This window comes from Cohnella sp. GCM10012308 (assembly GCF_042649185.1).
Taxonomy (GTDB): Bacteria; Bacillota; Bacilli; order Paenibacillales; family Paenibacillaceae; genus Cohnella.
In genome coordinates this window covers 129,033-150,547 of the sequence record NZ_JBHRYU010000009.1, presented here as the reverse complement: position 1 = coordinate 150,547, position 21,515 = coordinate 129,033, and the positions used below count along the sequence as shown (strand labels likewise).

Sequence of the window (21,515 nt, the reverse complement as noted above, 5' to 3'; positions counted from 1 at the left end):
GAGACGATAAGCACAGAGCGAAGGGGAGAGTCACGATGACGAAGCGTTATGCGCCTGTCAGCGGCAAGATCAAGGGGTTCATGCATGGTGCGGACTACAATCCGGACCAATGGCAGCACGATCCGCAGGTACTCGAGGAGGATATCCGGCTCATGAAGCTGGCCGGCTGCAACGTAATGGCGGTCGGGATCTTCGCATGGTCGGCGATCGAGCCCGAGGAAGGCAGATTCGAATTCGCGTGGCTGGACCGAGTGCTCGAGCGCTTTGAAGCCAGCGGCATCTATGCCTGGCTCGCGACGCCGAGCGGCGCACGTCCCGCATGGATGTCCGAGCGCTATCCCGAGGTGCTGCGGGTCAACGCCCAGCGCGTGCGCAATCTGCACGGCGTCCGCCACAATCACTGCTACAGCTCGCCGGTGTACCGGCAGAAGACGGCGATCATGAACGGCAAGCTGGCGGAGCGCTATGCCCGGCACCCCGCCGTCGTCGGCTGGCATATTTCCAACGAATACGGCGGCGATTGCCATTGCGATTATTGCCAGGACGCGTTCCGCGAATGGCTGCAAGACGAATACGGTTCGCTGGATGCGCTGAATGCTGCCTGGTGGACCTCCTTTTGGGCGCATACGTATACGAGCTGGTCGCAGGTGGAAGCGCCTTCGCCGCGCGGCGAGAGCATGGTCCATGGACAAAACCTCGACTGGCGGCGCTTCGTGACCGCGCGTACCGTCGATTTCTGCGCCCACGAGATTGCGGCGGTGCGTCCCTACAACCTGGACCTTCCCGTCACGACGAACCTGATGGAAGGCTACGAAGGGCTCGATTACCGCAAATTCGCCGACATTCTGGACGTCGTCTCCTGGGACGCCTATCCGAAGTGGCACGGCGCGCGGGACGACATCGAAGTGGCCGCCTGGTTCGCTTACAATCACGATCTGTTCCGCTCGCTCAAGGACAAGCCGTTCCTGCTTATGGAGAGCACGCCGAGCATGACCAACTGGCAGCCGATCAGCAAGCTGAAAAAGCCGGGCATGCACAAGCTCGCTTCCCTGCAGGCCGTCGCCCACGGCTCCGATTCGGTGCAGTACTTCCAGTGGCGCAAAAGCCGCGGCTCCAGCGAGAAGCTGCATGGCGCGGTCGTCGACCATGTCGGGCACGAGCATACGCGCGTATTCGCCGACGTGGCGGAGCTGGACGAGACGCTGCGCCGCATCGCGGACGCGGCGGGGACCGGCGTGAATGCCCGCGCCGCGCTGCTGACCGACTGGGACAATCGCTGGGCGGTTAACGATTCGCAAGGGCCGCGCAATGCAGGCGTTCATTACGAAGACACGCTGATGGAGCACTACCGCGCGCTGTGGTCGCTCGGCATCCAGGTAGATATTATCGGCTCCGAGGAAGACCGGGACCTCTCCCGCTACGACCTGATCGCAGCGCCGATGATGTACCTGTGCCGGGCATCCGCCGGCGAACGCCTGGAGCGTTTCGTAGAAAATGGCGGTACGCTCGTTGCCACCTATTGGAGCGGCGTCGTCGACGAGCATGACCTGTGTCACCTCGGCGGATTTCCCGGACCGCTGCGCAAGACGCTCGGCATATGGGCGGAGGAGATCGACGCGCTGTATGACGACGAACGCAACGCGCTTGTGCCGGTTCCCGGCAACGAGCTGGGCCTCGCGGAGACGTACGAATCGCGCGAGCTGTGCGAGCTCGTGCACCTCGAGAGCGCGACCGCGCTGGCGACGTACCGGGACGACTTTTACGCCGGGCGTCCGGCACTTACGGTGAACGCGCTGGGCAAGGGTCGTGCCTATTACCTGGCGACCCGGGCTGATGCCGCGTTCCTCGACGCGCTATACGCCAAGCTCGCCGTGACGCTGTCGCTGCCGAGGGCCATCGCGTCGGAGCTGCCGCGCGGCGTGACGGCGCATGTCCGCTCCGACGGCGTGTCGGACTACGTGTTCGTCGAAAATTACAGCGGCGCCGGCCAGACCGTCAAGCTGGACGGCCGGTCCTACCGGGATGCCGAGACCGGAGAGCCGCTGGCGGACGGCGAGCTGAACCTCGCGCAGAACGGCGTGCGTGTGCTCATTCGATCGGCCGAATAAACATATGAATCGCGACCGCTTCCTTTTTTCGAAGGCGGCTGCGGCAACGAACTCATAAATATACGACACCCTTGCACGGGTAAAGCCGTTGCTTAGGTGTCGTTTTTTTGTGTCTTCATTGCGATTTTTCATTTTTATACTTTTTTTAGAATTGCTTTGAGGATGGTTTAGACTTGCCAGCTAAGATGAATTACAGGAAGCCGCAGCGCTTCGAAAATCAGAATAGCGGAGGGAACGGACATGAACAAGAAATGGTGGATGGCAGGCGGCGCGTTCGGCGTCGGAGCGGCGATGCTGCTGGCGAGCGGACTTAGCGCGATGGCGAGCACGTCGGGATATGAGGCATATGAAGCGGCGTTGACGAAAACGACGCAGGTATCCAGCTTGACGGCGCGCGTGAATCTGACGGTGACCGACAACGGCAAATCGCTGTTCGCGGGAGCGTCGGACATTCGCTTGGACAGCGCGCGGCGCGCGGTCAGCTTGAATGCCAAGGCGGAGGGGGACGGGAAGGCGCATGCGGCCGACATATTCGTCCAGGACGGACAGCTGATCGTCAAGACCGCGAATAGCGACGCGTACAAGGTCAAAGCGCTGGACGAGGAAAAGGAAAACGCCGCGCAGGAAAAGCCGCATGGTCCGCCGCAAGCTGCGCTCCGGCTGTTCGACGCATTGACGGGCAACGTGAAGGAGCTGGCCACGGTAGAGACGGAGGCGGATGGCAGCAAGCGGGCTTCGCTGCATCTGTCCGGGAGCCAGATTCCGGCGGTCGTGAACGCGCTCGGCGCGCTGGCCGCCTCCGGCTTGGCCGAGCATGGCGACGCTGGCGCCGGGGCGCCGGCGCTGACAGACGGGGTGAAGGTCGAACGCATCGAGCTCGACGCCGACATCGGTCCGGACGGACTGCTCGAGGATCAGACGGTGCGTCTCGTGTTGACCGGCAAGGACGACACCGGCCTCAAGCACGAGCTTGATCTCGCGCTGCGCATTGATATCTCGGATATTGACGGCACGACGCCGGACCGGGTCGACCTGACGGGCAAGAAAGTCGAACCGCTGGACGACGGAAAAGAAGGGCGCAGCTGGCACCGCTAAACGAATCCGCCTGACGAAGGTTAATAGATCGGGCTACGCGTGACGAAGGCGGTACGATCGGGCGGCGGCGCCGCCCGGTTTTACGAATTGAAAGGAGCGGAGACCCATGGAGACCGTGTTAAAGGTATCGAACGTAGGCAAGCGATTCAAGAACGGCCGCGGCGTGCAGGACGTCAGCTTCGAGATTGGATCGGGAGAGGTATTCGGCCTGATCGGTCCGAACGGCGCCGGCAAGACGACGCTGCTCAAGCTGATCGCTGGACTGGCACGGCCGGACCAAGGTCGAATCGAGCTGTTCGGCTTGGATGCGGCGACACAGTTCGAGCAAGCGATGTCGGGCGTCGGCTGCATCATCGAGAAGGCGCACGTTTATGAAAAGCTGACGGCGTACGGCCAGCTTCGGCAGGCCGCGCGGTTTTACACGAGCCTGCCCGCCACGGGGATCGATCAGGCGCTCGAGCAAGTGGGCCTTGCCGCTTATCGCCATGAAAAGGCCGGAAGCTTTTCGCTCGGCATGAAGCAGCGGCTGGCACTGGCGGCAGCGCTGCTGTCGGGCCCGAAGCTGGTCGTACTCGACGAGCCGACCAACGGGCTGGACGTCCAGGGCATGGCGGAGCTGCGGACGGCGATTCGCCGCTTGTCGGCGGAGACGGGCGTCGCTTTTCTCGTGTCCAGCCACCTGGTGCACGATCTGGGCCTGATCGCGGGACGCGTGGGCATTATGAGCGAGGGGCGCCTGATTCGAACCGAGGCGGTGGATGAGGGGCTGTGGGGCGAATCGAGCCTGGAGCAGTTCGCGATGCTGCAAATTCAAAGCGACAGGGAGGCGAGGCTCGGATGAACAGTCTGTACGCCAATGCGCGCAATGAGACGGAACGGCTGTGGCGGCGGAGGAAGACGAAGGGGTTCGCGCTAGTCGCGGCGCTGCTCCCGCTGCTGTCCGCCTGGGCGCTGCGCGCGCTGCCTGAAGGCGCTTTGCAGAGCGCGCTCGGCGGCGATCTCGCGATGCTGATGCTGCGCTTATTAACATTGATTCTGATTCCCTTGTTCCTCATGATGACGGCGGCCGACCTGTTCGCGGGCGAAGCGGCGGACGGAACGCTGAAGCTGACGCTGCTGCGCCCGGTCACGAGAGCGAAGGTGTACGCCTCGAAAATATTCGCGCTCTCTCTGTTCGCGGCGGCGCTGCTCGCGATCGGGTGGATCGTTTCGACGGCCGCAGGCGTATTTGTCGCCGGTGCCGAAGCTGCGGACGGCATAGCCGAGAGTTTGAAAGCCTATGCAGTCTCTTGGCTGCCGATGATCGCAATCGGGCTGCTGGCCAGCGTCGTCGGACTTCTCGTGCGCAGCATCGCCGGCGGGATGGCGATCATGCTGCTCGTCTATTTGGCTGCAGGACTGCTGCCGTTTTTGTTCCCTCAAGCATCCATTTGGTCCGTCGTCGCCTATGCCGAATGGCATGTGCGTTGGTCTGGCGCCGGCGCGCCTGTCGGGAGCCTGGTTCGCGCGGCAGGCATCTTGCTTGCCTATTGTATAATGGCTTATACGGCAGGCGTCGTCCTGCTGGAACGCAAGCAGCTGTAATCCAAGACGCCCCGCGTCCGAATAAAGGAGCTTTGCCATGTCCATCAAGCTGAGGCTCGTGCTGTCCTACGTTGCGATGACGGTCATCCCCATTATTTTGTTCGCGCTGATCGCGGCGGGTGTCGCCTCATTGCTGTTCAAGACGCCGTCGGACGGTGGCGAAACGAAAATACCGGCTGCATGGGCCGCGTCCAACGAGCTCGACGAATTGACTGCGGGCCTCAAATTCATGGCGGAGAACGATCCGGACCGTTTAGGCGACACAGCCTTTTTGACCAAGACGAGCGGGCGGCTGCAGGCGCTTAAAGCAAAGCTTGTCGTCGCGAACAACGGCACGATTGCTTATGTCTCTCCCGAAGTCGGGGATTCCTCCGGCCTGTACGAACAGTTGCAGGAAGTCCGTCCAAACGACGAGCGGCCCTCATGGGGCAAGAAAAAGTTTGACGGCAAATTCAGCGTCGTCAGATATAACTTCAAGTTTAGCGACGGGAATCAGGGCGAAGTTTTTGTCCTGTATGATATGGACGGCTTTTTCGGAAGCATGCGCTCGCTGTTTTTGATTGCCCTGGCGGCACTGCTCGCCGCCGTCGCATTGACCAACGGCCTTTTGACTTTCCTCGTTTCCCGCAGCATGATCAAGCCGCTCCATGCGCTGCAGCAAGCGGCCGAGCGAATCAAGGACGGGCAGCTCGACCGGCGCGTGAACCTCAAGCGCAAAGACGAGATCGGCAAGCTGGGCGATGCGTTCGAGGCGATGCGCGTCCGGCTGAACGATTCGATCCGCCTGCAGCTCCAGTACGAAGATAACCGCAAGGAGCTAATCGCTAACATCTCCCACGATCTCAAGACGCCGATCGCCGGCATCAAGGCCTGCGTCGAGGGCATCCAGGACGGCATCGCGGATACGGCGCCCAAGCGGGACAAATATATGGGCATGATCGCCAAAAAAGCGAGCGACATGGACCGTCTCATTGACGAGCTGTTTTTATTTTCCAAGCTGGATTTAAACCGGCTGCCGTTCCAGATCGAACCGACGGAGCTAGGTGTGTATCTCACGGATTGCACGGAGGAGCTGCGGACCGATCCGCGCTTCAGCGGCATCGATATCGTCGGGCCTGTCGGCGGAGCGGGCAAGGTCCGCGTGCTGGCCGATCGGGAGAAGCTGCGGCGGGTGTTCATGAACATCGTGGAAAACAGCCTGAGGCACATGACCAAGCCGCGCCGCGAGCTTGTCGTCGCATGGACGGAAGACGCCGCCGAAGTTACGGTAAGGATTACGGACAACGGCGCGGGCATCGCGCCCGATGCGCTGCCGCACGTGTTCGACCGCTTCTATCGCGCGGAGCGCTCCCGCAATACGGATACGGGAGGCAGCGGCCTCGGCCTGGCCATCGTCAGGCAGATCGTGGAGGGACAAGGCGGGCACGTATGGGCCGAGAGCCAGGCAGGTGAAGGCACGAGCGTTTATTTTACGCTGAAAAAGACGGAAATGGACGGTGTGCGGCCATGAAGCGGATATTGATCGTCGAGGACGAGCAGGTGATCGGGGAAGTGCAAAAGGATTACTTGGAAGCGGCCGGCTGCGCGGTAGACATCGCGACCAGCGGAGACGCTGGATTGAAGCTGGCGCTCGAGGGGGAGTACGATCTGATCGTCCTCGACCTCATGCTGCCCAAGGTGGACGGCTTCGAGATATGCAGGCAGGTTCGCGAGACCAAAAACATCCCGATCCTGATGGTGTCCGCGCGCAAGGAGGACATCGACAAGATCAGAGGCCTGGGGCTGGGCGCCGACGATTACATGACCAAGCCGTTCAGCGTCGGCGAGCTGGTCGCCCGCGTGAAGGCGCATCTGACGCGGTACGACCGGCTGACGGCTTCCGGACCGGCCAAGCGGTCGGAAGAGATTCGCTTGCGCGGCATCCGGATCGACAAGCCGTCGCGCAAAGCTTTCGTTAACGAGCGCGAGGTCGTGCTGACCTCCAAAGAGTACGACCTGCTCCTGTTTCTGGCCTTGCATCCGAACCGCGTCTTCGGCAAAGACGAGCTGTTCGAGAAAATTTGGGGGCTGGACGCAGTCGGAGACACCGCTACGGTCACCGTCTTCATCAGCAAGCTCCGCGAAAAAATCGAGGCCGATCCGTCCAAGCCGCAATATATCGAGACCATCTGGGGCGTCGGCTACCGTTTTAACGTTTAACGCTGCCGAATCGGAGCAAATTCGACGCACCGGAGGGAGGGATTTGGACCGTCATGAAAAACGGAAAAGCCTGGTGGATCGTTTTGTTCGTTTCACTTGCGGTCATTTTGCCATTCGCGGCACCTTATTTTACATTTGACCCGTCCGCCGGGCGCGTGACGTTAACCGCATCGTCGCTGCAGTTCCCGATCCTGGTCGCGCACATCCTGACGGCGCTGATCGCCTTGCTGGCCGGCTTCGTCCAATTCAGGGAGCCGATTCGCCGCAGGCGGCCGCTGCTCCACCGCTATGCGGGGCGGCTCTACGTCGTTAGCGTCGGCATTAGCGGCATCCTCGCGATCGCGCTCCTGTTCTTCATGGAGTCGTTCACGAAGGCGGTCGGATTTTTAGCGCTATCGGCTATATGGCTGTATTCGACCTGGCGCGGCTACCTCTCGGCGCGTTCGGGATCGTTCGCGGCACACCGCATCTGGATGATCCGCAGCTTCGGGATTACGCTCGTGGCCGTAAGCGGACGGATCGCGGTGCCGTTTCTGCTGCTGCTTTATGCGGTCATGCATGGCTTTTCGCTTCCGGCTGGCCGCGAAGGAATGGTCGAGGAAGCGCTGAACGTCAACATTTGGGCCGGACTCGTGCTTAATCTGATCGCGGTCGAGTGGATCATATTAAAGCCGACATCCGCCAGATCTAAAGCGTAAACTCTGTTTTCGCCTAACCATGCTATCCTTACCTACAGACACCAGATCTTCCTGCAACAGCGCTTTCCGCGCTTGGAGTAACCTCCACCACCCGCCGCGCCGCTCCAACCTCTCTTTCCAAGTTTGGAGCGGAAGTTGCACGGAAAAACCGCGTAACTCCCGGCCTATAGCCACAATTAACCACTAACGCCCCTTCCTAGTCGTGGCTTACGGCGACTCCATCTTTCGCAACCACCCTTGTCTCGTTTACAATTACCCTTCGCCTCCCGCAGCACCGCTTCAACCGCGTAAAAAGTGAGACTCGACTGGCATCTGAGGGCCATCGATGCCCATAATTTTGCTCGTGATCGCGTACAATCCGCTATTCGAAATTTAGAAATCCTCACAATAAATAGGGCTTCGCACTGTCCTGAACGAGCTAAAGGCGATAATATGATGTTAATCTATCATGATGTGTTTAGAATTATGACATGAATTGTGATCGCGAAAACTCGTCCCGGAAAGGAAGGGTCACGATGAGCCTTGAAGCGTTAAACGAGCGCGTTAAAACCGACCTTTCTTACCTGGCATTCGGCGGTGATACATGGGTTCGCCGAACTGCGCATCCGGATGGCCATGTCTATGACGCCGTCATCGTCGGCGGCGGACAGAGCGGGCTGGGTATCGCCTTCGGCCTAATGCGCGAGCGAATCTACAATATTTTAATCATTGACGAAAATCCGGAAGGCATGGAGGGACCATGGGAAACGTACGCCCGGATGACTACGCTGCGAACGCCCAAGCATCTGACATCGATCGATCTGGGCGTCCCGTCGCTTACGTTCCGGTCCTGGTGGGAGGCGCAGTTCGGTCCCGAAGGCTGGGAGGCGATCGACAAAATTCCGCGGGGCGACTGGATGAACTACCTGCGTTGGTATCGCAAGGTACTGAATCTGCCCTTCGTCAACGAAACGAAGCTGACGCTGGTAGAGCCGCTGGAAGAAGGGATCCACAGGCTTCATCTTAAAGGAGCCGGCGCACCGGCTTCCTCGGTGCTGGCGCGCAAGGTCGTGCTGGCGACGGGCATCCAGGGCGGCGGCGAATGGCATGTGCCGCCGATGATCGCGGACAGCCTGGCGCCGCATCTTTATGCGCATACGTCGCAAACGATCGATTTCGCGGCGCTTCGCGGCAAAAGAGTCGCGGTGCTCGGCGGCGGCGCCTCCGCCTTCGACAATGCGAACTTTGCGCTCGGCGCAGGCGTCGCCGAGGCGCATGTGTTCGTGCGGCGCCGGGAGCTGCCGCGGATCAACCCGATCCGCCAGATGGAAGGCTCGGGCATGATCGAGCGCTTCCCGGCGCTGCCGGATGCGGACAAGTACGCGGTCATCGCGCACTTTTTCAAGTTTAACCAGCCGCCGACCAACGACACGTTCGAGCGCGCGAGCGCCTGGCCCGGCTTCGCGCTTCACCTAGGCGCGCCATGGCTCGCAGTTCGGCAGGAAGGGGACGGCGCGGTCGTGACGACGCCGCTGGGCGATCATGCCTTCGATTTTCTTATCGTCAGCACTGGTCTGCTCACCGATCCCGCGCTGCGTCCCGAACTCGAGCGCATCGAGCGGCATATCTCCCGCTGGGGCGACCGGTATATTGCACCCCCGGAGCTCGCTAGCCCGATGATCGCTGCGCATCCGTACCTCACGCCCGGCTTCGCCTTCACGAGCCGCGACGAGGCCGGGGAAGCGCGGCTGCGCGGACTATTCACCTTCAATTACGCCGCCCTCGTCAGCTGCGGCATTTCCGCATCGGCGCTGTCCGGCATGAAATACGGAATTCCGAGGCTCGTCTCCGCGCTGGCCGACCAGCTGTTCCTCGACGACCGGGAAGAGACGCTCGGACGATTCTACCGCTACGACGTTCAAGAGTTCGTCGGCGAATGGCCGCGACGGCCTGCGAAATCGTAGACATGAGCCGCCGCCGCGCCGTAACCGCATGTTAGGCATACGCCGCTATGAGACCTCGTCTCGAGCGGCGTGTTTTTTCGTTCGTTGGCGCGTGTCGGCGCCATTATTCGAATCAAACCGTGCCGATTCGTCAAAAATGAGCCCCATGAGGTATATTTGGTGGATGGCAATCCCGCCAGGCAGACTTAAACTTAGAGACATGCAACCGAGAACGCCAACGCAAAGGCAGTGGAAACCTTGAAGCTCTTCCTGAACTTCCGTCGCGCGCTTGCCCGCGCCAACACCATACGCTACAAGCTGTTTTTCTCGATCTTGTTTTTCCTCGTTATTCCGGTCCTGCTCACCTTTTACCTGATGGACAAGCCGCTAGAGCGCGTCATCGAGCGCAATCTGGGCAGCTCGGCGCAGAGCGCCCTCAATCTCGTCGGCATCAACGTCAATTTGCTGCTTGAGGACATGCTGCAGTCGGCGGTCCAGATCACCACGAACCCGAGCATCGTGACGCTTCTTAAAGATCCGGACGCGGTCAGCGGGTACGACAAGCTGCGTCTGAACGACGCGATCCTGAACAGGCGGACGAGCTCTTACTTTTCCAATACCTACGTCACGCTCATCGACGCGAAAGGCGGACGGCTGAGCACGAGCTACGTATCGGACGCCTCGCTGGCCCGGCTCCTCGCATCGGAGTGGTATGCCAGGATGATGTCCAAGCCTTTTCAGCTCGAATGGACGTCAGTCAACAGCAAGGAATGGTATCCGGTCAACCGACCGCTGGTCACCTTAAAAAAGACGGTCACGGAGATTCAAACCGGACGCAACATCGGCATGGTGCTGTTCAGCGTGGCTGAAGAGGACGTACGCAAGTACCTGGCCGGGCTCGAAGGAGAGGTGTATCTGGTCGACAAATCCGGCGTCATCGTCTCCGGCACGTCGAAAGGGTCGGTCGGCCGACTGCTGTCCGAACAGATCGATACGGCTTCGCTGCAAGGCCAGGCTAGAGGCCAGGAGATCGTCCGCAAAGGCAAGCAAAAGTGGATCGTCAATTACAATGCGGTGCAGGCCAACGGCTGGCGCGTCGTGCAATTCGTTTCCTATGATACGGTGTTCAAAGAAATATTCGCGATCCGCAAGACCAACGTGCTCATTTTCCTGCTCATCTTTGTCGCGTTCGCGATGATTACGCTCACTATTTCGTACGGCATATCCAAGCCGCTCAACCTGCTCAAACGCAGGATGGAGGAGCTCGAGGACAAAGGCTTCCATTCGTCCATCCCGGTCAAGGGCCCGGGCGAAGTCGCCGCGCTGATCGCGACCTACAACAAGATGGTCAAGGAGATCCGTACGCTACTGTCCAGGCTGAAGGACGAATACGAGCAAAAAGAGGACATGCGGTTCAGGGCGCTCCAGGCGCAGATCAATCCCCATTTTATCCTGAACACGCTCAACAATATCAAATGGATGGCTTATATTCGCAGCGATAACGACGTGGGCGACATGCTGTCCAATCTCGGGGGCATGCTCGAAGGAAGCATCGGCCGGGGCGGCAGCCTTATTCCGCTGCGGCAGGAGCTCGATTACGTCCACAATTATATCGGCTTGATGAAGATCAAATTTCCCGAAAGGCTGACGTTCGAGACCGAGGTCCCGGAAGCGCTGGCGGACCAGGAGGTCATCAAGATCATGCTTCAGCCGTTCGTCGAAAACAGCCTGCTGCACGGGATCGAACCGACCGAGGGCGCGGGGGAAATCGTCGTCCGGGCACGAGCCGAAGAGGACCGATTCCTGCTCGAGCTGACCGACGACGGGGCGGGCATCCCGGCGGATAAGCTCGCGGAGCTTCGAAGACGCCTGGCCGAGGAATCCGAAGCGCGGCCGCCGGAGCGCATCGGCATCAAAAACGTGCATGACCGGATCCGCCTGCAATACGGGGAGCCGTACGGCATTGACATTTACAGCGAGCCAGGGAAAGGGACGACGGTCGTCTTTTGCCTGCCGCTCAAAAAAGCGATGGGAGGAATGGACGATGCTGCCGCTGGGCGTGATGCTCGTAGACGATGAATTGCTGGTGCGTCTTGGCGTAAGGTCCCTGATCGATTGGGACAAGCACGGCTTCGCGTTCATGGGAGACGCTGCGGACGGGGAGGAAGCGCTGGAGCTGATGTCGCGCGGCGCGCCCGATATTTTGCTTACCGATATCGTCATGCCCCGTATGGACGGACTCGCGCTGATCGAGCGCGTGAAGCGGGATTATCCGAATACGCTAATCATCGTGCTCAGCAGTCACAACGAGTACGATTACGTTCGCCGCGCGATGAAGATGGGCATCGAGGATTATTTGCTGAAAACGTCTCTTAAGCCCGCCGAGCTGTTGGCGCTGCTCGTCGAAGCCTCGGAGAAAATCGCGCGGGGCCGCGAGCGCGAGGCGATCCAGGCCGCACGGACCGGAAGCGAGGACGAGGCTGCCGGCAGAAGGGAGCGTCTCGGCCAAGCGTTGCTGTCATCGCTGGCGCCGGAACCGGACGAAGCGGGTTTACGCGCGATAGCGGAAGCAGTGGATCCGCAGCCGAACTATAGCCTGCTGGTTCTCGTCATGCTGCGGATGCGCGAGGGCGTGCAGGAGCATTCCGCGACCGGACTGCTCGCGCACCTCGTCCGCTCTGAGCTGGCCGGCCGCCTCGCGAGCGAACCGGCTGCCTCTGGCAGCCGCGAGGTCGTCGCGCTGGTACGGCCGCCTGCGGACCGCGACGAAGCGGAGCGGATCGTCGCCGGCCTGGAAGCCGCTTCCAGGCAGCTCCTCGGCATCGCGCTGGCCGGCGACATGCAAGGGCCGTTCTCGGACTGGCGGCAGGTGCCGGAGGTATATGGCCGCATCCGCCACCGGCTCAGCATCGCGGAAGCGCATGAGACGCCGCGCAGCGACATCAAGCGGCTGCTGGACCATATCTCCGCGCATTACGCGGACAATCTGTCGCTCAAGGCGGCTGCGGCGATGGTCAACATGAGCGAGAGTTATCTGAGCACCGTGTTCAAACGGGAGACGGGCAAGGGCTTCACGGACTGGATCAACGGACTGCGCATCGATCGCGCCGCCGCCGAACTGGCGGAAACGGACCTGCCGGGCTATTTGATCGCGGAGCGGGTCGGCTACGAGAACGTCAACTATTTCGGGCGCATCTTTAAAAAAATAAAGGGCGTCAGCCCTCAGCAATATCGGTCGCAGCGACAAAAAGACGGAAAATGAAAAGGTTTTCACAAAAAACGGCCCGAATCGAAAGATCGTGAACATTTCGTTAAAATCCGTTCCTGTTAGCTTATATGCCATGGCGATATACTTGCTTCAACAAGCCGATCGGCGATACCGGCGGCCTGTCAAACCAAGGATAAGGAGGAGCGGCGGCATGATCGTAGGCGCGATCGAAAATTGGCAGACCGAACGGAAGCGGATGCACCCCGTCATTCGCGAGACAGTCGATTTTCTGAAAGAAACCGATTTCGGGGGAAACGAGGACGGGCTTTTCCCGATCCGGGGAGAAGCAATTCAAGGACGGCTCATGACGCTTTCGTCAAAGGCGGCTTACGAACAACCGGCAGAGAAGCATGAGCGATTTGCCGACGTTCATTATCTGCTGGAAGGCCACGAGACGATCGGCTGGCAGCCGAACGTCGAATCCCTGAAGCCGACGCAAGCCTATAACGCGGAGCAGGACTTCGCCCTGTACGAGGTATTGCCGCATGAATCGTCGATTCGGCTGCGGCGCGGCACGTATGCGGTTTTTCTGCCCGACGACATTCACAGGCCCGGACTCGGAGACCGCCCGGGCGACGTGATCCGCAAGATCGTCATTAAGATCGACATGTCTTTATTGTAAACGCCACCACGAATCACGGTCCTGACAACGCATAAGGGGGTCCTTATCCATGTTCAATAAAAGAAGGTTTACCGTCGTTCCTGCAGTCGCGTTGTCGATGGCATTGCTCGCAGGCTGCGGCAATAACGACAAAGGCGGAGAAGCTTCGGCGGGCGCAGCCGATGGCGCCGGGGCAGGCAAGGACAAGGTCGAGATCTCGGTCTGGCTGACGCCGCAGTGGAAAGGCGTCTACGACTCGACGGAGAGCGACGCCGATTACGACAGTTTCTTCAAAGCCGCGGCCGACAAGTTCGTCAAGCAGTACGACAAGTACGACGCCAAAATCAACGTTCAGGTCATCGCGGGCGACCAGCGTGACGAGCTGCTCAACGTCAACCTGAACGGTGGCACTCCGCCCGACGTGTTTTTCGAGAGCGTTTTCGCGATGGGCGATTACGCGCACCGCGGCGCGCTCGTGCCGCTGAACGACATCGTGGACGACGCGGCCAAAAATGACATCGCGCAGGGTTATTGGGACAATGTCACGTTCGGGGACGATATCTATTTCTACCCGTTCGCGAACAACCCGGGTACGCTCGTCTACAACGCGGACATGCTCAAGGCGGCAGGACTTGAAGGTCTCGTCGGCGGAGAGGACGAGATCAAGACTTGGACGCTGGACGAATATAACCAAATCCTCGAGGCTCTGAAGACGAAGCTGCCAAGGGATAAATATCCGAACGCCTATCCGATGGCGCTCTACGCGCTCAACAATCAGGGCGACACGTGGAACCTCGCTTATCTGCGTATGTTCGGCAACAAGTTCTTCGACGAACAGGGCAATATCGTCCTGGACGATGCTAGCGGTATTAAGGCGGCTAAATGGCTGAACGATGCATACAAGTCCGGCTACACGAACCCGGGCGCCGAGTCGGTGTCCTCCAACGATGCCAACGCCATGTTCCAAAACCAGCAGCTAGGCATCAGCTTCACCAATCGGGTGCTGTTCAACAACATGAAGGCCGATATGGCCGCGGGTAAAATGCCGAAGTTCGACGTTCGCCTCGCCAACATCCCGTCGGAGAGCGGTACGCCGCTGACCTTCACCTACGTCATCGGCGCCAGCGTGTTCAAGACTGACGATGCCAAGCGCACCGAGGTCGCGAAGGATTTCGTAAAATATTTCTCCACCGATCCCGATCTCGTCAAGGCGTCTAAAAACAGCATTCCGGTCCGCAGCTCCGTCGTCGACGAGTTCAAGGGCCAGTATCCGCTGTTCGAAGCCTACGACAAAAACGCCGCGAATATGTTCTCTTTCACCGGCAACGTACCCGGCTACAGCGAGCTGAGGCAGGTGCTCTATCCGGCGCTTCAGGCAATGTATATCGGAGAGAAGACCCCCGAACAGGCCGTCAAGGACTATCAAACCAAGGGCAACGAAGTCATTCAGAAGGCTAGGGCCAACTCCGTGCTGGGCAAGTAAAGTCCTGCAAGAAAGCCAGCCCGAAGCGATACGTCCCGTCTAACATCTTTTCGATGCCCGGTCTCCGCGTCCGCGCGGCGGCCGGCGCCTTTCGGGAAAGGGAACGGAAACCATGAAACTGAGAAACCCCTACTTGAAAGAGAGCATTACCGGGTACCTGTTCATACTGCCGCAATTCCTGCTCTTTTTGGTGTTCATCGTCTATCCGATCGTCGAGGGCATCCGCCTCAGCTTTTACAAGATTCAGTTTCAGAAAGAGACCTTCGTCGGTTTCGACAATTACGCGGATCTGTTCGCGGATCCTGTTTTCTTTAAATCGGTCGTCAATACCGTCGTCTTCGTCGTCTTTATCGTGCTGCTCACCGTGCTGTTCGCGCTGTTCGTGTCGTCCTCGGTGTTCGACAAGAACGCCAAGTACGTCTCGTTCATCCGGGGGAGCTACTACATCCCGGTCATGGTGTCGATGGTCGTCATGAGCATGATATGGAGCTTCCTGCTTAATCCGGCCAACGGGCTCATTTCCCATACGGCGCGGGAACTGGACTTCGGCATCGTCAACCTGCTGGGCAACAAGACCACCGTGCTGCCCGTCATCATCTTCGTCACGTTCGCGACCAACGTCGGGCAGGCGATCATCCTGTATGTCGCTTCCATGATCGGCGTGCCTAAGGACCTGTTCGAGGCGGCCGAGGTCGACGGCGCGAGCCGCGTGAGGGTTATCTTCCAGATCCTCATCCCGCTCGTCAAGCCGACCACGGTATACATCACGATCATCAACATTATCGCCGTGCTCAAAATTTTTGTCGTCATCCAGCTGCTGACCGGCGGCGGACCGAACAATGCGTCCGTCACGATGATGTATTACTTGTACAATAATGCCTTCAAGTACAATCAGCTCGGCATTGCGTCCGCCGTCGGCGTCATCATGTTCTTCATTACGCTGCTGCTGTCCGTACCCCAGCTGCGATCGCTGTTCAAGGATAAGTGAGGGATACACATGGCGAAAACTTATGGTAAAAAGAGGCGCGAAGCGTACGATCTCGTCGCCAACGGCATCATCGTCTTTTTCGCGGCCCTGAATCTGTTTCCGCTTTACTGGCTGTTCACGAGCTCGCTCAAAAACAGCTCGGACGTCATCAAAATGCCGCCGGACTGGTGGCCCCGGACGTTTACCTTCAGCAATTATTCGGAGGTGTTCGAGAGCCAGCCGGCGCTCCGTTGGACGTTTAACAGCTTGTTCGTCTCCGGGTTTACGACCATTCTCCTGATCGTCTTCAGTTCGATGGCCGCATACGCGTTTTCCAAGCTCAACTTTAAAGGCAAAAACGTCATTTTCATTCTGTTCGTCTCGAGCCTGATGGTGCCCAAGGAAGTCATGATCGTGCCGCTTTTCCGGATCGCCCAGGAGCTCGGCCTCGTCAACAACCTGTATGGCATGATCTGGCCCAACGTCGCGACCGCGTTCGGCGTGTTCCTGCTCAAAAGCTTCTTCGACGCTGCGCCCGACGCGCTGCGCGAAGCCGCCCGGATCGACGGCGCCGGCGAAGTCCGGACGTTCCTCAAGATCATGATCCCGATCGTGAAGCCGGGTATCGGCGCGCTGTTTATCCTGAACTTCGTGCAGGTGTGGAACGACTACCTTTGGCAGCTCGTCATCGGACAGGACAAGGAGATGAAAACGCTCATGGTCGGGATCGCGACCTTGATGCAGGACCTCAATCCCAACTTCGCATACAAGATGGCCGGCGCCACGGTCGCGGCGATTCCGATGCTGCTTATCTTCCTGTTGTTCCAACGGTACTTTACGCGCGGTCTCGCGGCCGGCGCCGTAAAGGAGTAGTCTCGCATGCCATATACCGAATCCGGCGCCCGGCAGGCCGGCGCGTCCATTGCGCACTGGGTCGCCTTTGACATCGGCGGGACGGACATCAAGTTCGCTGTCTTCGACGGGCGTGCGAACATCGTTTTCGCCCAATCGGCGGCGACGCCACAGGGCGAGGACGCAGGCCGCCGCATCCCGGGCGCAGCCTGCGATATACTGGCCGGATTGCTTGCGCGGTTCCCGAACGTCCGGGGCGTCGGCATCAGCACCGCAGGCGTCGTTGACCCCGACCGCGGCGAGATCGTCTATGCGGGGCCGACTATTCCCGCTTACCGCGGGGCGAATTGGAAGCGCGAGATCGAGGCGCGCTTCGGGCTGCCGGCCTTCGTCGCCAACGATGTGAACGCCGCGGCGAACGGAGAGCATTGGCGAGGCGCCGCGAGAGGCTGCGACCACTTCTTCTGCGTGACGCTCGGGACGGGCATCGGCGGCGCGCTGTTCGCGGACGGGAAGCTCTTGGCCGGAAGCTCGTACCGCGCCGGAGAGATCGGACACAGCCTGTACGACAAGAAAACCGGCACGACCTACGAGCGGCGGGCATCCATGTCGGCACTGCTGAAGCGTGCGGCGGCCGAAATTCCCGATTTAGCCGGCGGCGGCCGGGAGCTGTTCGGGCGGGCGCGGCGCGGCGACGCGGCATGCGAGCGGCTGATCGACGACTGGAGCGAAGAAGTCGCCAGAGGCCTGGCCGAGATCGCGCTGCTCGCCGATCCCGCGCTGATCGTCATCGGCGGCGCCGTTTCCGAACAAGGCGATTACTTGATCGACAAGCTGCGCGGCCATTTGCGTGCTTATTTGCCGGGCGGTTTTACGCAGACGGAGCTGAGAGCCGCGGAGCTGGGCAACCGTGCCGCTTTGTACGGCGCATTATTTCCCTATTTTAAGAAAAGCGAAGGTGAACTTCAGGATGAATAAAAATTGGATAAGCAAATTCGCGGGCGTCTATGTCGCCATGTATTCGGCCTATGACGAGCAAGGTAACGTCGATTCGGACCGCGTCCGCCGGCTTGCCCGGCATTATGTCGGTACTGGCGTCAAAGGCCTGTACGTCGGCGGCAGCTCCGGCGAAGGGATGCTGCAGACCGAAGCGGAACGCAGGCAGGTGCTCGAGGCGGTCATGGCGGAGGTCAAGGGCGAGCTGACCGTCATCGTTCACGTCGGGGCCAACGCGACGCGGGAGAGCGAGGCGTTGTGCCGGCATGCGGAGGAGGTCGGCGCCGATGCCGTATCCGCCGTGCCGTCGATCTATTACCGGCTGTCCGAGCGGGCGGTCGAGACGCATTGGCAGCGCATGATCGACAGCACGAACCTTCCTTTCATCATTTACAACATTCCGCAGACGACCGGGTTCAGCCTGACGCCTGCGCTGCTCGGCCGCATGGCGCGGCAGGAACGGGTCATCGGCGTCAAAATGTCGGGCGAGAGCACGTTCGAGCTGCAGCAGTTCAAAGCGACGGGCGGCGAAAACTTTCTCGTGTTCAACGGACCCGACGAGCAATATCTGGCCGGACGCATCATGGGCGCGGACGGCGGGATCGGCGGGACTTACGGCGTCATGCCCGAGCTTTTCGTCAAGCTCGACCGACTGTTCATGCAGGGTGAGCTGGCGGAGGCGCAGGCGCTTCAGTTCAAGATCAACGGCATCATCAAGCGCCTCCTGGGCTACCCGTCGCTGTACGGCGCCTGCAAGCATATGCTCGGCTTGCGCGGCGTAGAGACGGGTTCGCCCCGGATGCCGCTGCTGCCGATCGAGCCCGAGCATGCAGAATCGCTGGCGGCGTTGAACCGGGACATTCTCGATCTGATCGCAGCCGGCAAGTAAGCCATTATGGAAGGAGCGGTCGTCATGCTCGAACAAATTAAAGGCGGATTGGTCGTGTCGTGCCAGGCGCTGCCCCACGAGCGGCTGCACAGTCCAGACATCATGGCGAGGATGGCCGCGGCCGCGGCGGACGGCGGTGCGGTCGGCATCCGCGCCAACTCGAAGGCGGACATCGTCGAGATCAAGAAGACGGTGGCGCTGCCTGTGATCGGCATCGTGAAGCGGGACTATCCCGGCAGCGAAGTGTTCATCACCGCGACGGCCCGCGAGATCGACGAGCTGCTGGACAGCGGCTGCGAGATGATCGCCATGGACGCCACCGGGCGCGCCCGTCCGGACGGAGAAACGCTCGAAGCGCTCGTCGCTTACTGCAGACAGCGCGCCCCGGCCGTCCGGCTCATGGCGGATATATCGACGGCGGCGGAGGCGCTGCACGCGCAGACGCTCGGCTTCGATTGCGTCGGCACGACGCTGCACGGATATACGCCGTATACTTCGGCATCCAAGCTGTATGCGGACGACTTCCATTTTTTACGGGAGGTTCTGCAGACTGTGTCGATTCCCGTTATTGCAGAAGGCAATGTTCTGACGCCCGAGATGCTGAGGCGCTGCTTGGAACTGGGCGCTTCTTCGGTCGTCGTCGGAGGAGCCATCACCAGACCGATGGAGATTACGAGGCGATTCGTCGAAGCGATCCGAGCTTGAAGCCTGTCAAAAAAATGAAAAGCGGACTCGCAAGAAGCGCGAGTCCGCTTTTTTTTGCGATTTTAGAAAGTGTAAATTTTGGGGGGATGCATGGAAAGCCAGCGCGGTTATAACGTTCCGGCGCTTTTCGGATGTTTGGCTGGATCAAAAAAATGCATTTGTGCATCTATTTTGTACAAAAAGGTCGAAAACAGAAAAAGGTGTATATTTGCAGGCCTCGCGGCGAAAAAGACATCGGTGGCGATCCGCCGGGGCTAATCGGAACGGCTGCCCCACAACCGTGCAAGGAGCAGCTACCTCTCGGTTGTTCCCGTTCCTGTTCGAAGGGGATATCGTTCAAACGCGTAAAAGCGTACTATCTCCCGAGTCCGCCCCGCCGCCCGGTTCGTCGCCTTCAAGCGGCATTGAGCCGCGTTCTGTGGGCGCGTGTCCGTATACGTTGCGGTAGGCGCGGAAAAAGGAGGAATAATGGCCGAAGCCCGCACTTAAGGAAGCGGCGTTCGCGGTCTCGCCCTGCATCATGAGCTGCCTGGCAAGCGCGACGCGTTTATGAATGATATAGTTGCCGACGGTCGTGCCGGTCGCCCTGCGGAAAATTTTGTTCAGATGGTGCTTGCTGACGAAGAAGAGGGCGGAGAGCTCGTCCAGCGAGATATCTTCGGCAATATGGGCGTTCAGGTAACCGATTATGCGCTCGACGGTTTGCCTCGGCCGCTCCTCTTCTTCGGCGCGATGAACCGTCCGGCTCATATGAAGCAGCTGCGACAGCAGCGCGCCGAGCCGGACTCGCAGGGACAGATCCCGGATGTCAGCATGCATCCCCGCGCACGACATAAGCTGCTCGAAAAAATCCCGCATGCCGAACCGGTCGGCGTCCGTAAAATAAATGTCCTCCGGCGCGGCGGCTTCGTGGAACGGAGACAGCAGCAGCGAACGCTCCTCGGCCGGCAGGAAGGCCGGATCGAAGTGTACCGCATAGCGCTCGTAAGGGCGGTCGCTCTCGACCCTGACCCCATGGAACACATTCGACGAGATCAACAGCAGACTATGCGGGGCCGGCACGTATTCGACGCCTTCGACCAGATAGCTTGCCTCGCCTTCGACGAAATAAAAAAGCTCGTAAAAGTGGTGGCAGTGCAGCGCATAAGCTTCCGTTCTGCGGCGGTCCAGGCCATGGTGGAAATACACGGAATCGGTAAACAGCTGCGCGATATTTCCCATTCGTCTCACCTCGTCTTCCTGAACGTGACTTCAACACCGCTATATTCGCAATCTCAGTCGTGCTTTTCACAATGGATGCCGATCCTCGAATCACTATACTTAAAAGTAACACAAAACCCGTAGGGATGACGAGGAGGAAGTCGTAAACGATGAAGCTTGGCGCACAGCTGTACACCGTACGATCGTATCTTCAGACGGAGACGGACATCCGCAGATCGCTTGAGCGGATTGCAAAAATCGGGTATACGTCGATCCAGGTATCGGCGATGGGCAGCATCTCGCCCGAGACGCTGCGCAGCGTCTGCGACGAATTGGGCCTTACGATCGCGCTGACGCATGTAAGCGCTGACCGTCTGCTGAACGATACCGCGGCGCTCATCCGGGAGCATGATATTCTGGGTTGCAAATATATCGGTCTTGGCGCGCTTGCCGAGAAGTACCGCACGGCGGAATGGTATGAATATTTCGCAATTGACTTCCGCAAGGCCGCATCCGCGATCGCGGACGCAGGCAAGCTGTTCATGTATCACAACCATAACTTTGAATGGCAAAAAATCGGCGGCAAGCGGCTGATCGAACGGCTGATCGAGGACTTCTCGCCGCAGGAGATGGGGATCACGCTCGACACGTACTGGGTACAGGCGGCCGGCGCGGACGTCTGCGAGTGGATCGCGAAGCTTGCCGACCGCATTCGCTGCGTCCATCTCAAGGACATGGACGTTCGCGGCATGGAGCAGGTCATGGCGCCGGTAATGGCGGGCAACATGAACTTCCCGGCCATTTTGGAAGCGATCAGGCAGGCGGGCACGACCGAATATTTGCTGGTCGAGCAGGATACGTGCGAGGGCAGTCCGTTCGATTGCCTGGAGACGAGCTATCGCAATCTCGCAGCACTCGGATATCGCTGATATCAATTACCGACAGGGG

19 protein-coding genes are annotated in these 21,515 nt (G+C 59.7%); 18 read left to right on the top strand and 1 reads right to left on the bottom strand.

The features are described from left to right. Positions 1 to 35: 35 nt before the first annotated feature. The 17 genes from ACFOTD_RS13250 (at position 36) to ACFOTD_RS13170 (ending at position 19,367) form a co-directional block, all read left to right on the top strand. Positions 36 to 2,108 (top strand): beta-galactosidase, encoded by a 2,073-nt coding sequence (locus tag ACFOTD_RS13250; RefSeq protein WP_378119417.1) that lies wholly within the window; start codon positions 36 to 38, stop codon positions 2,106 to 2,108. Between the two features lie 240 nt (positions 2,109 to 2,348). Beyond that, positions 2,349 to 3,203, top strand: coding sequence for a hypothetical protein (locus ACFOTD_RS13245; RefSeq protein ID WP_378119415.1), 855 nt, complete (start codon positions 2,349 to 2,351; stop codon positions 3,201 to 3,203). Between the two features lie 106 nt (positions 3,204 to 3,309). Further along, positions 3,310 to 4,044, top strand: a complete 735-nt coding sequence (locus tag ACFOTD_RS13240; RefSeq protein WP_378119413.1) for an ABC transporter ATP-binding protein — start codon at positions 3,310 to 3,312, stop codon at positions 4,042 to 4,044. Then, entirely contained in the window at positions 4,041 to 4,787 is a 747-nt protein-coding gene (locus ACFOTD_RS13235) for an ABC transporter permease (protein ID WP_378119411.1), read from the top strand. Before ACFOTD_RS13240 ends, ACFOTD_RS13235 begins: the two co-directional genes overlap by 4 nt. 37 nt (positions 4,788 to 4,824) lie before the next feature. Next, entirely contained in the window at positions 4,825 to 6,297 is a 1,473-nt protein-coding gene (locus ACFOTD_RS13230) for a sensor histidine kinase (RefSeq protein ID WP_378119409.1), read from the top strand. Next, positions 6,294 to 6,986 (top strand): response regulator transcription factor, encoded by a 693-nt coding sequence (locus ACFOTD_RS13225; protein ID WP_378119407.1) that lies wholly within the window; start codon positions 6,294 to 6,296, stop codon positions 6,984 to 6,986. Before ACFOTD_RS13230 ends, ACFOTD_RS13225 begins: the two co-directional genes overlap by 4 nt. A 53-nt stretch (positions 6,987 to 7,039) precedes the next feature. Further along, a complete protein-coding gene (locus ACFOTD_RS13220; RefSeq protein ID WP_378119405.1) occupies positions 7,040 to 7,684 on the top strand; it encodes a DUF2306 domain-containing protein in 645 nt (214 codons plus the stop codon). 515 nt (positions 7,685 to 8,199) lie between these two features. Beyond that, the gene (locus ACFOTD_RS13215) at positions 8,200 to 9,627 is read left to right on the top strand and encodes an FAD/NAD(P)-binding protein (protein ID WP_378119404.1); all 1,428 of its coding nucleotides are present in this window, start codon (positions 8,200 to 8,202) and stop codon (positions 9,625 to 9,627) included. 237 nt (positions 9,628 to 9,864) lie between these two features. Next, positions 9,865 to 11,685 carry a sensor histidine kinase gene (locus tag ACFOTD_RS13210; protein WP_378119402.1) on the top strand — a complete coding sequence of 607 codons (1,821 nt, stop codon included), beginning with the start codon at positions 9,865 to 9,867 and terminating at the stop codon, positions 11,683 to 11,685. Beyond that, positions 11,651 to 12,868: a response regulator transcription factor gene (locus ACFOTD_RS13205; RefSeq protein WP_378119400.1), complete on the top strand. Its 1,218-nt coding sequence runs from the start codon at positions 11,651 to 11,653 to the stop codon at positions 12,866 to 12,868. Before ACFOTD_RS13210 ends, ACFOTD_RS13205 begins: the two co-directional genes overlap by 35 nt. 157 nt (positions 12,869 to 13,025) lie before the next feature. After that, a complete protein-coding gene (locus ACFOTD_RS13200; protein WP_378119398.1) occupies positions 13,026 to 13,496 on the top strand; it encodes a NanQ anomerase/TabA/YiaL family protein in 471 nt (156 codons plus the stop codon). 49 nt (positions 13,497 to 13,545) lie between these two features. Next, positions 13,546 to 14,958 (top strand): ABC transporter substrate-binding protein, encoded by a 1,413-nt coding sequence (locus ACFOTD_RS13195; protein WP_378119396.1) that lies wholly within the window; start codon positions 13,546 to 13,548, stop codon positions 14,956 to 14,958. 112 nt (positions 14,959 to 15,070) lie between these two features. After that, the gene (locus ACFOTD_RS13190) at positions 15,071 to 15,946 is read left to right on the top strand and encodes a carbohydrate ABC transporter permease (protein WP_378119394.1); all 876 of its coding nucleotides are present in this window, start codon (positions 15,071 to 15,073) and stop codon (positions 15,944 to 15,946) included. A gap of 9 nt (positions 15,947 to 15,955) precedes the next feature. Continuing rightward, on the top strand, positions 15,956 to 16,798 hold the full coding sequence (locus tag ACFOTD_RS13185) for a carbohydrate ABC transporter permease (RefSeq protein WP_378119392.1): 843 nt from the start codon (positions 15,956 to 15,958) through the stop codon (positions 16,796 to 16,798). Positions 16,799 to 16,804: 6 nt separating this feature from the next. Beyond that, positions 16,805 to 17,755: an ROK family protein gene (locus ACFOTD_RS13180; RefSeq protein WP_378119390.1), complete on the top strand. Its 951-nt coding sequence runs from the start codon at positions 16,805 to 16,807 to the stop codon at positions 17,753 to 17,755. Continuing rightward, the gene (locus ACFOTD_RS13175; RefSeq protein WP_378119388.1) at positions 17,748 to 18,662 is read left to right on the top strand and encodes a dihydrodipicolinate synthase family protein; all 915 of its coding nucleotides are present in this window, start codon (positions 17,748 to 17,750) and stop codon (positions 18,660 to 18,662) included. The genes ACFOTD_RS13180 and ACFOTD_RS13175 overlap by 8 nt, the downstream gene beginning before the upstream one ends. A 24-nt stretch (positions 18,663 to 18,686) precedes the next feature. Further along, positions 18,687 to 19,367 carry an N-acetylmannosamine-6-phosphate 2-epimerase gene (locus ACFOTD_RS13170; protein WP_378119386.1) on the top strand — a complete coding sequence of 227 codons (681 nt, stop codon included), beginning with the start codon at positions 18,687 to 18,689 and terminating at the stop codon, positions 19,365 to 19,367. 336 nt (positions 19,368 to 19,703) lie between these two features. Here the strand turns inward: ACFOTD_RS13170 and ACFOTD_RS13165 are convergent, their stop codons facing one another. Further along, positions 19,704 to 20,588, bottom strand: a complete 885-nt coding sequence (locus ACFOTD_RS13165; protein WP_378119384.1) for a helix-turn-helix domain-containing protein — start codon at positions 20,586 to 20,588, stop codon at positions 19,704 to 19,706. A gap of 149 nt (positions 20,589 to 20,737) precedes the next feature. Here ACFOTD_RS13165 and ACFOTD_RS13160 point away from each other — a divergent pair, with 149 nt between their 5' ends. Beyond that, positions 20,738 to 21,496, top strand: a complete 759-nt coding sequence (locus ACFOTD_RS13160; RefSeq protein WP_378119382.1) for a sugar phosphate isomerase/epimerase family protein — start codon at positions 20,738 to 20,740, stop codon at positions 21,494 to 21,496. Positions 21,497 to 21,515 lie beyond the last annotated feature (19 nt).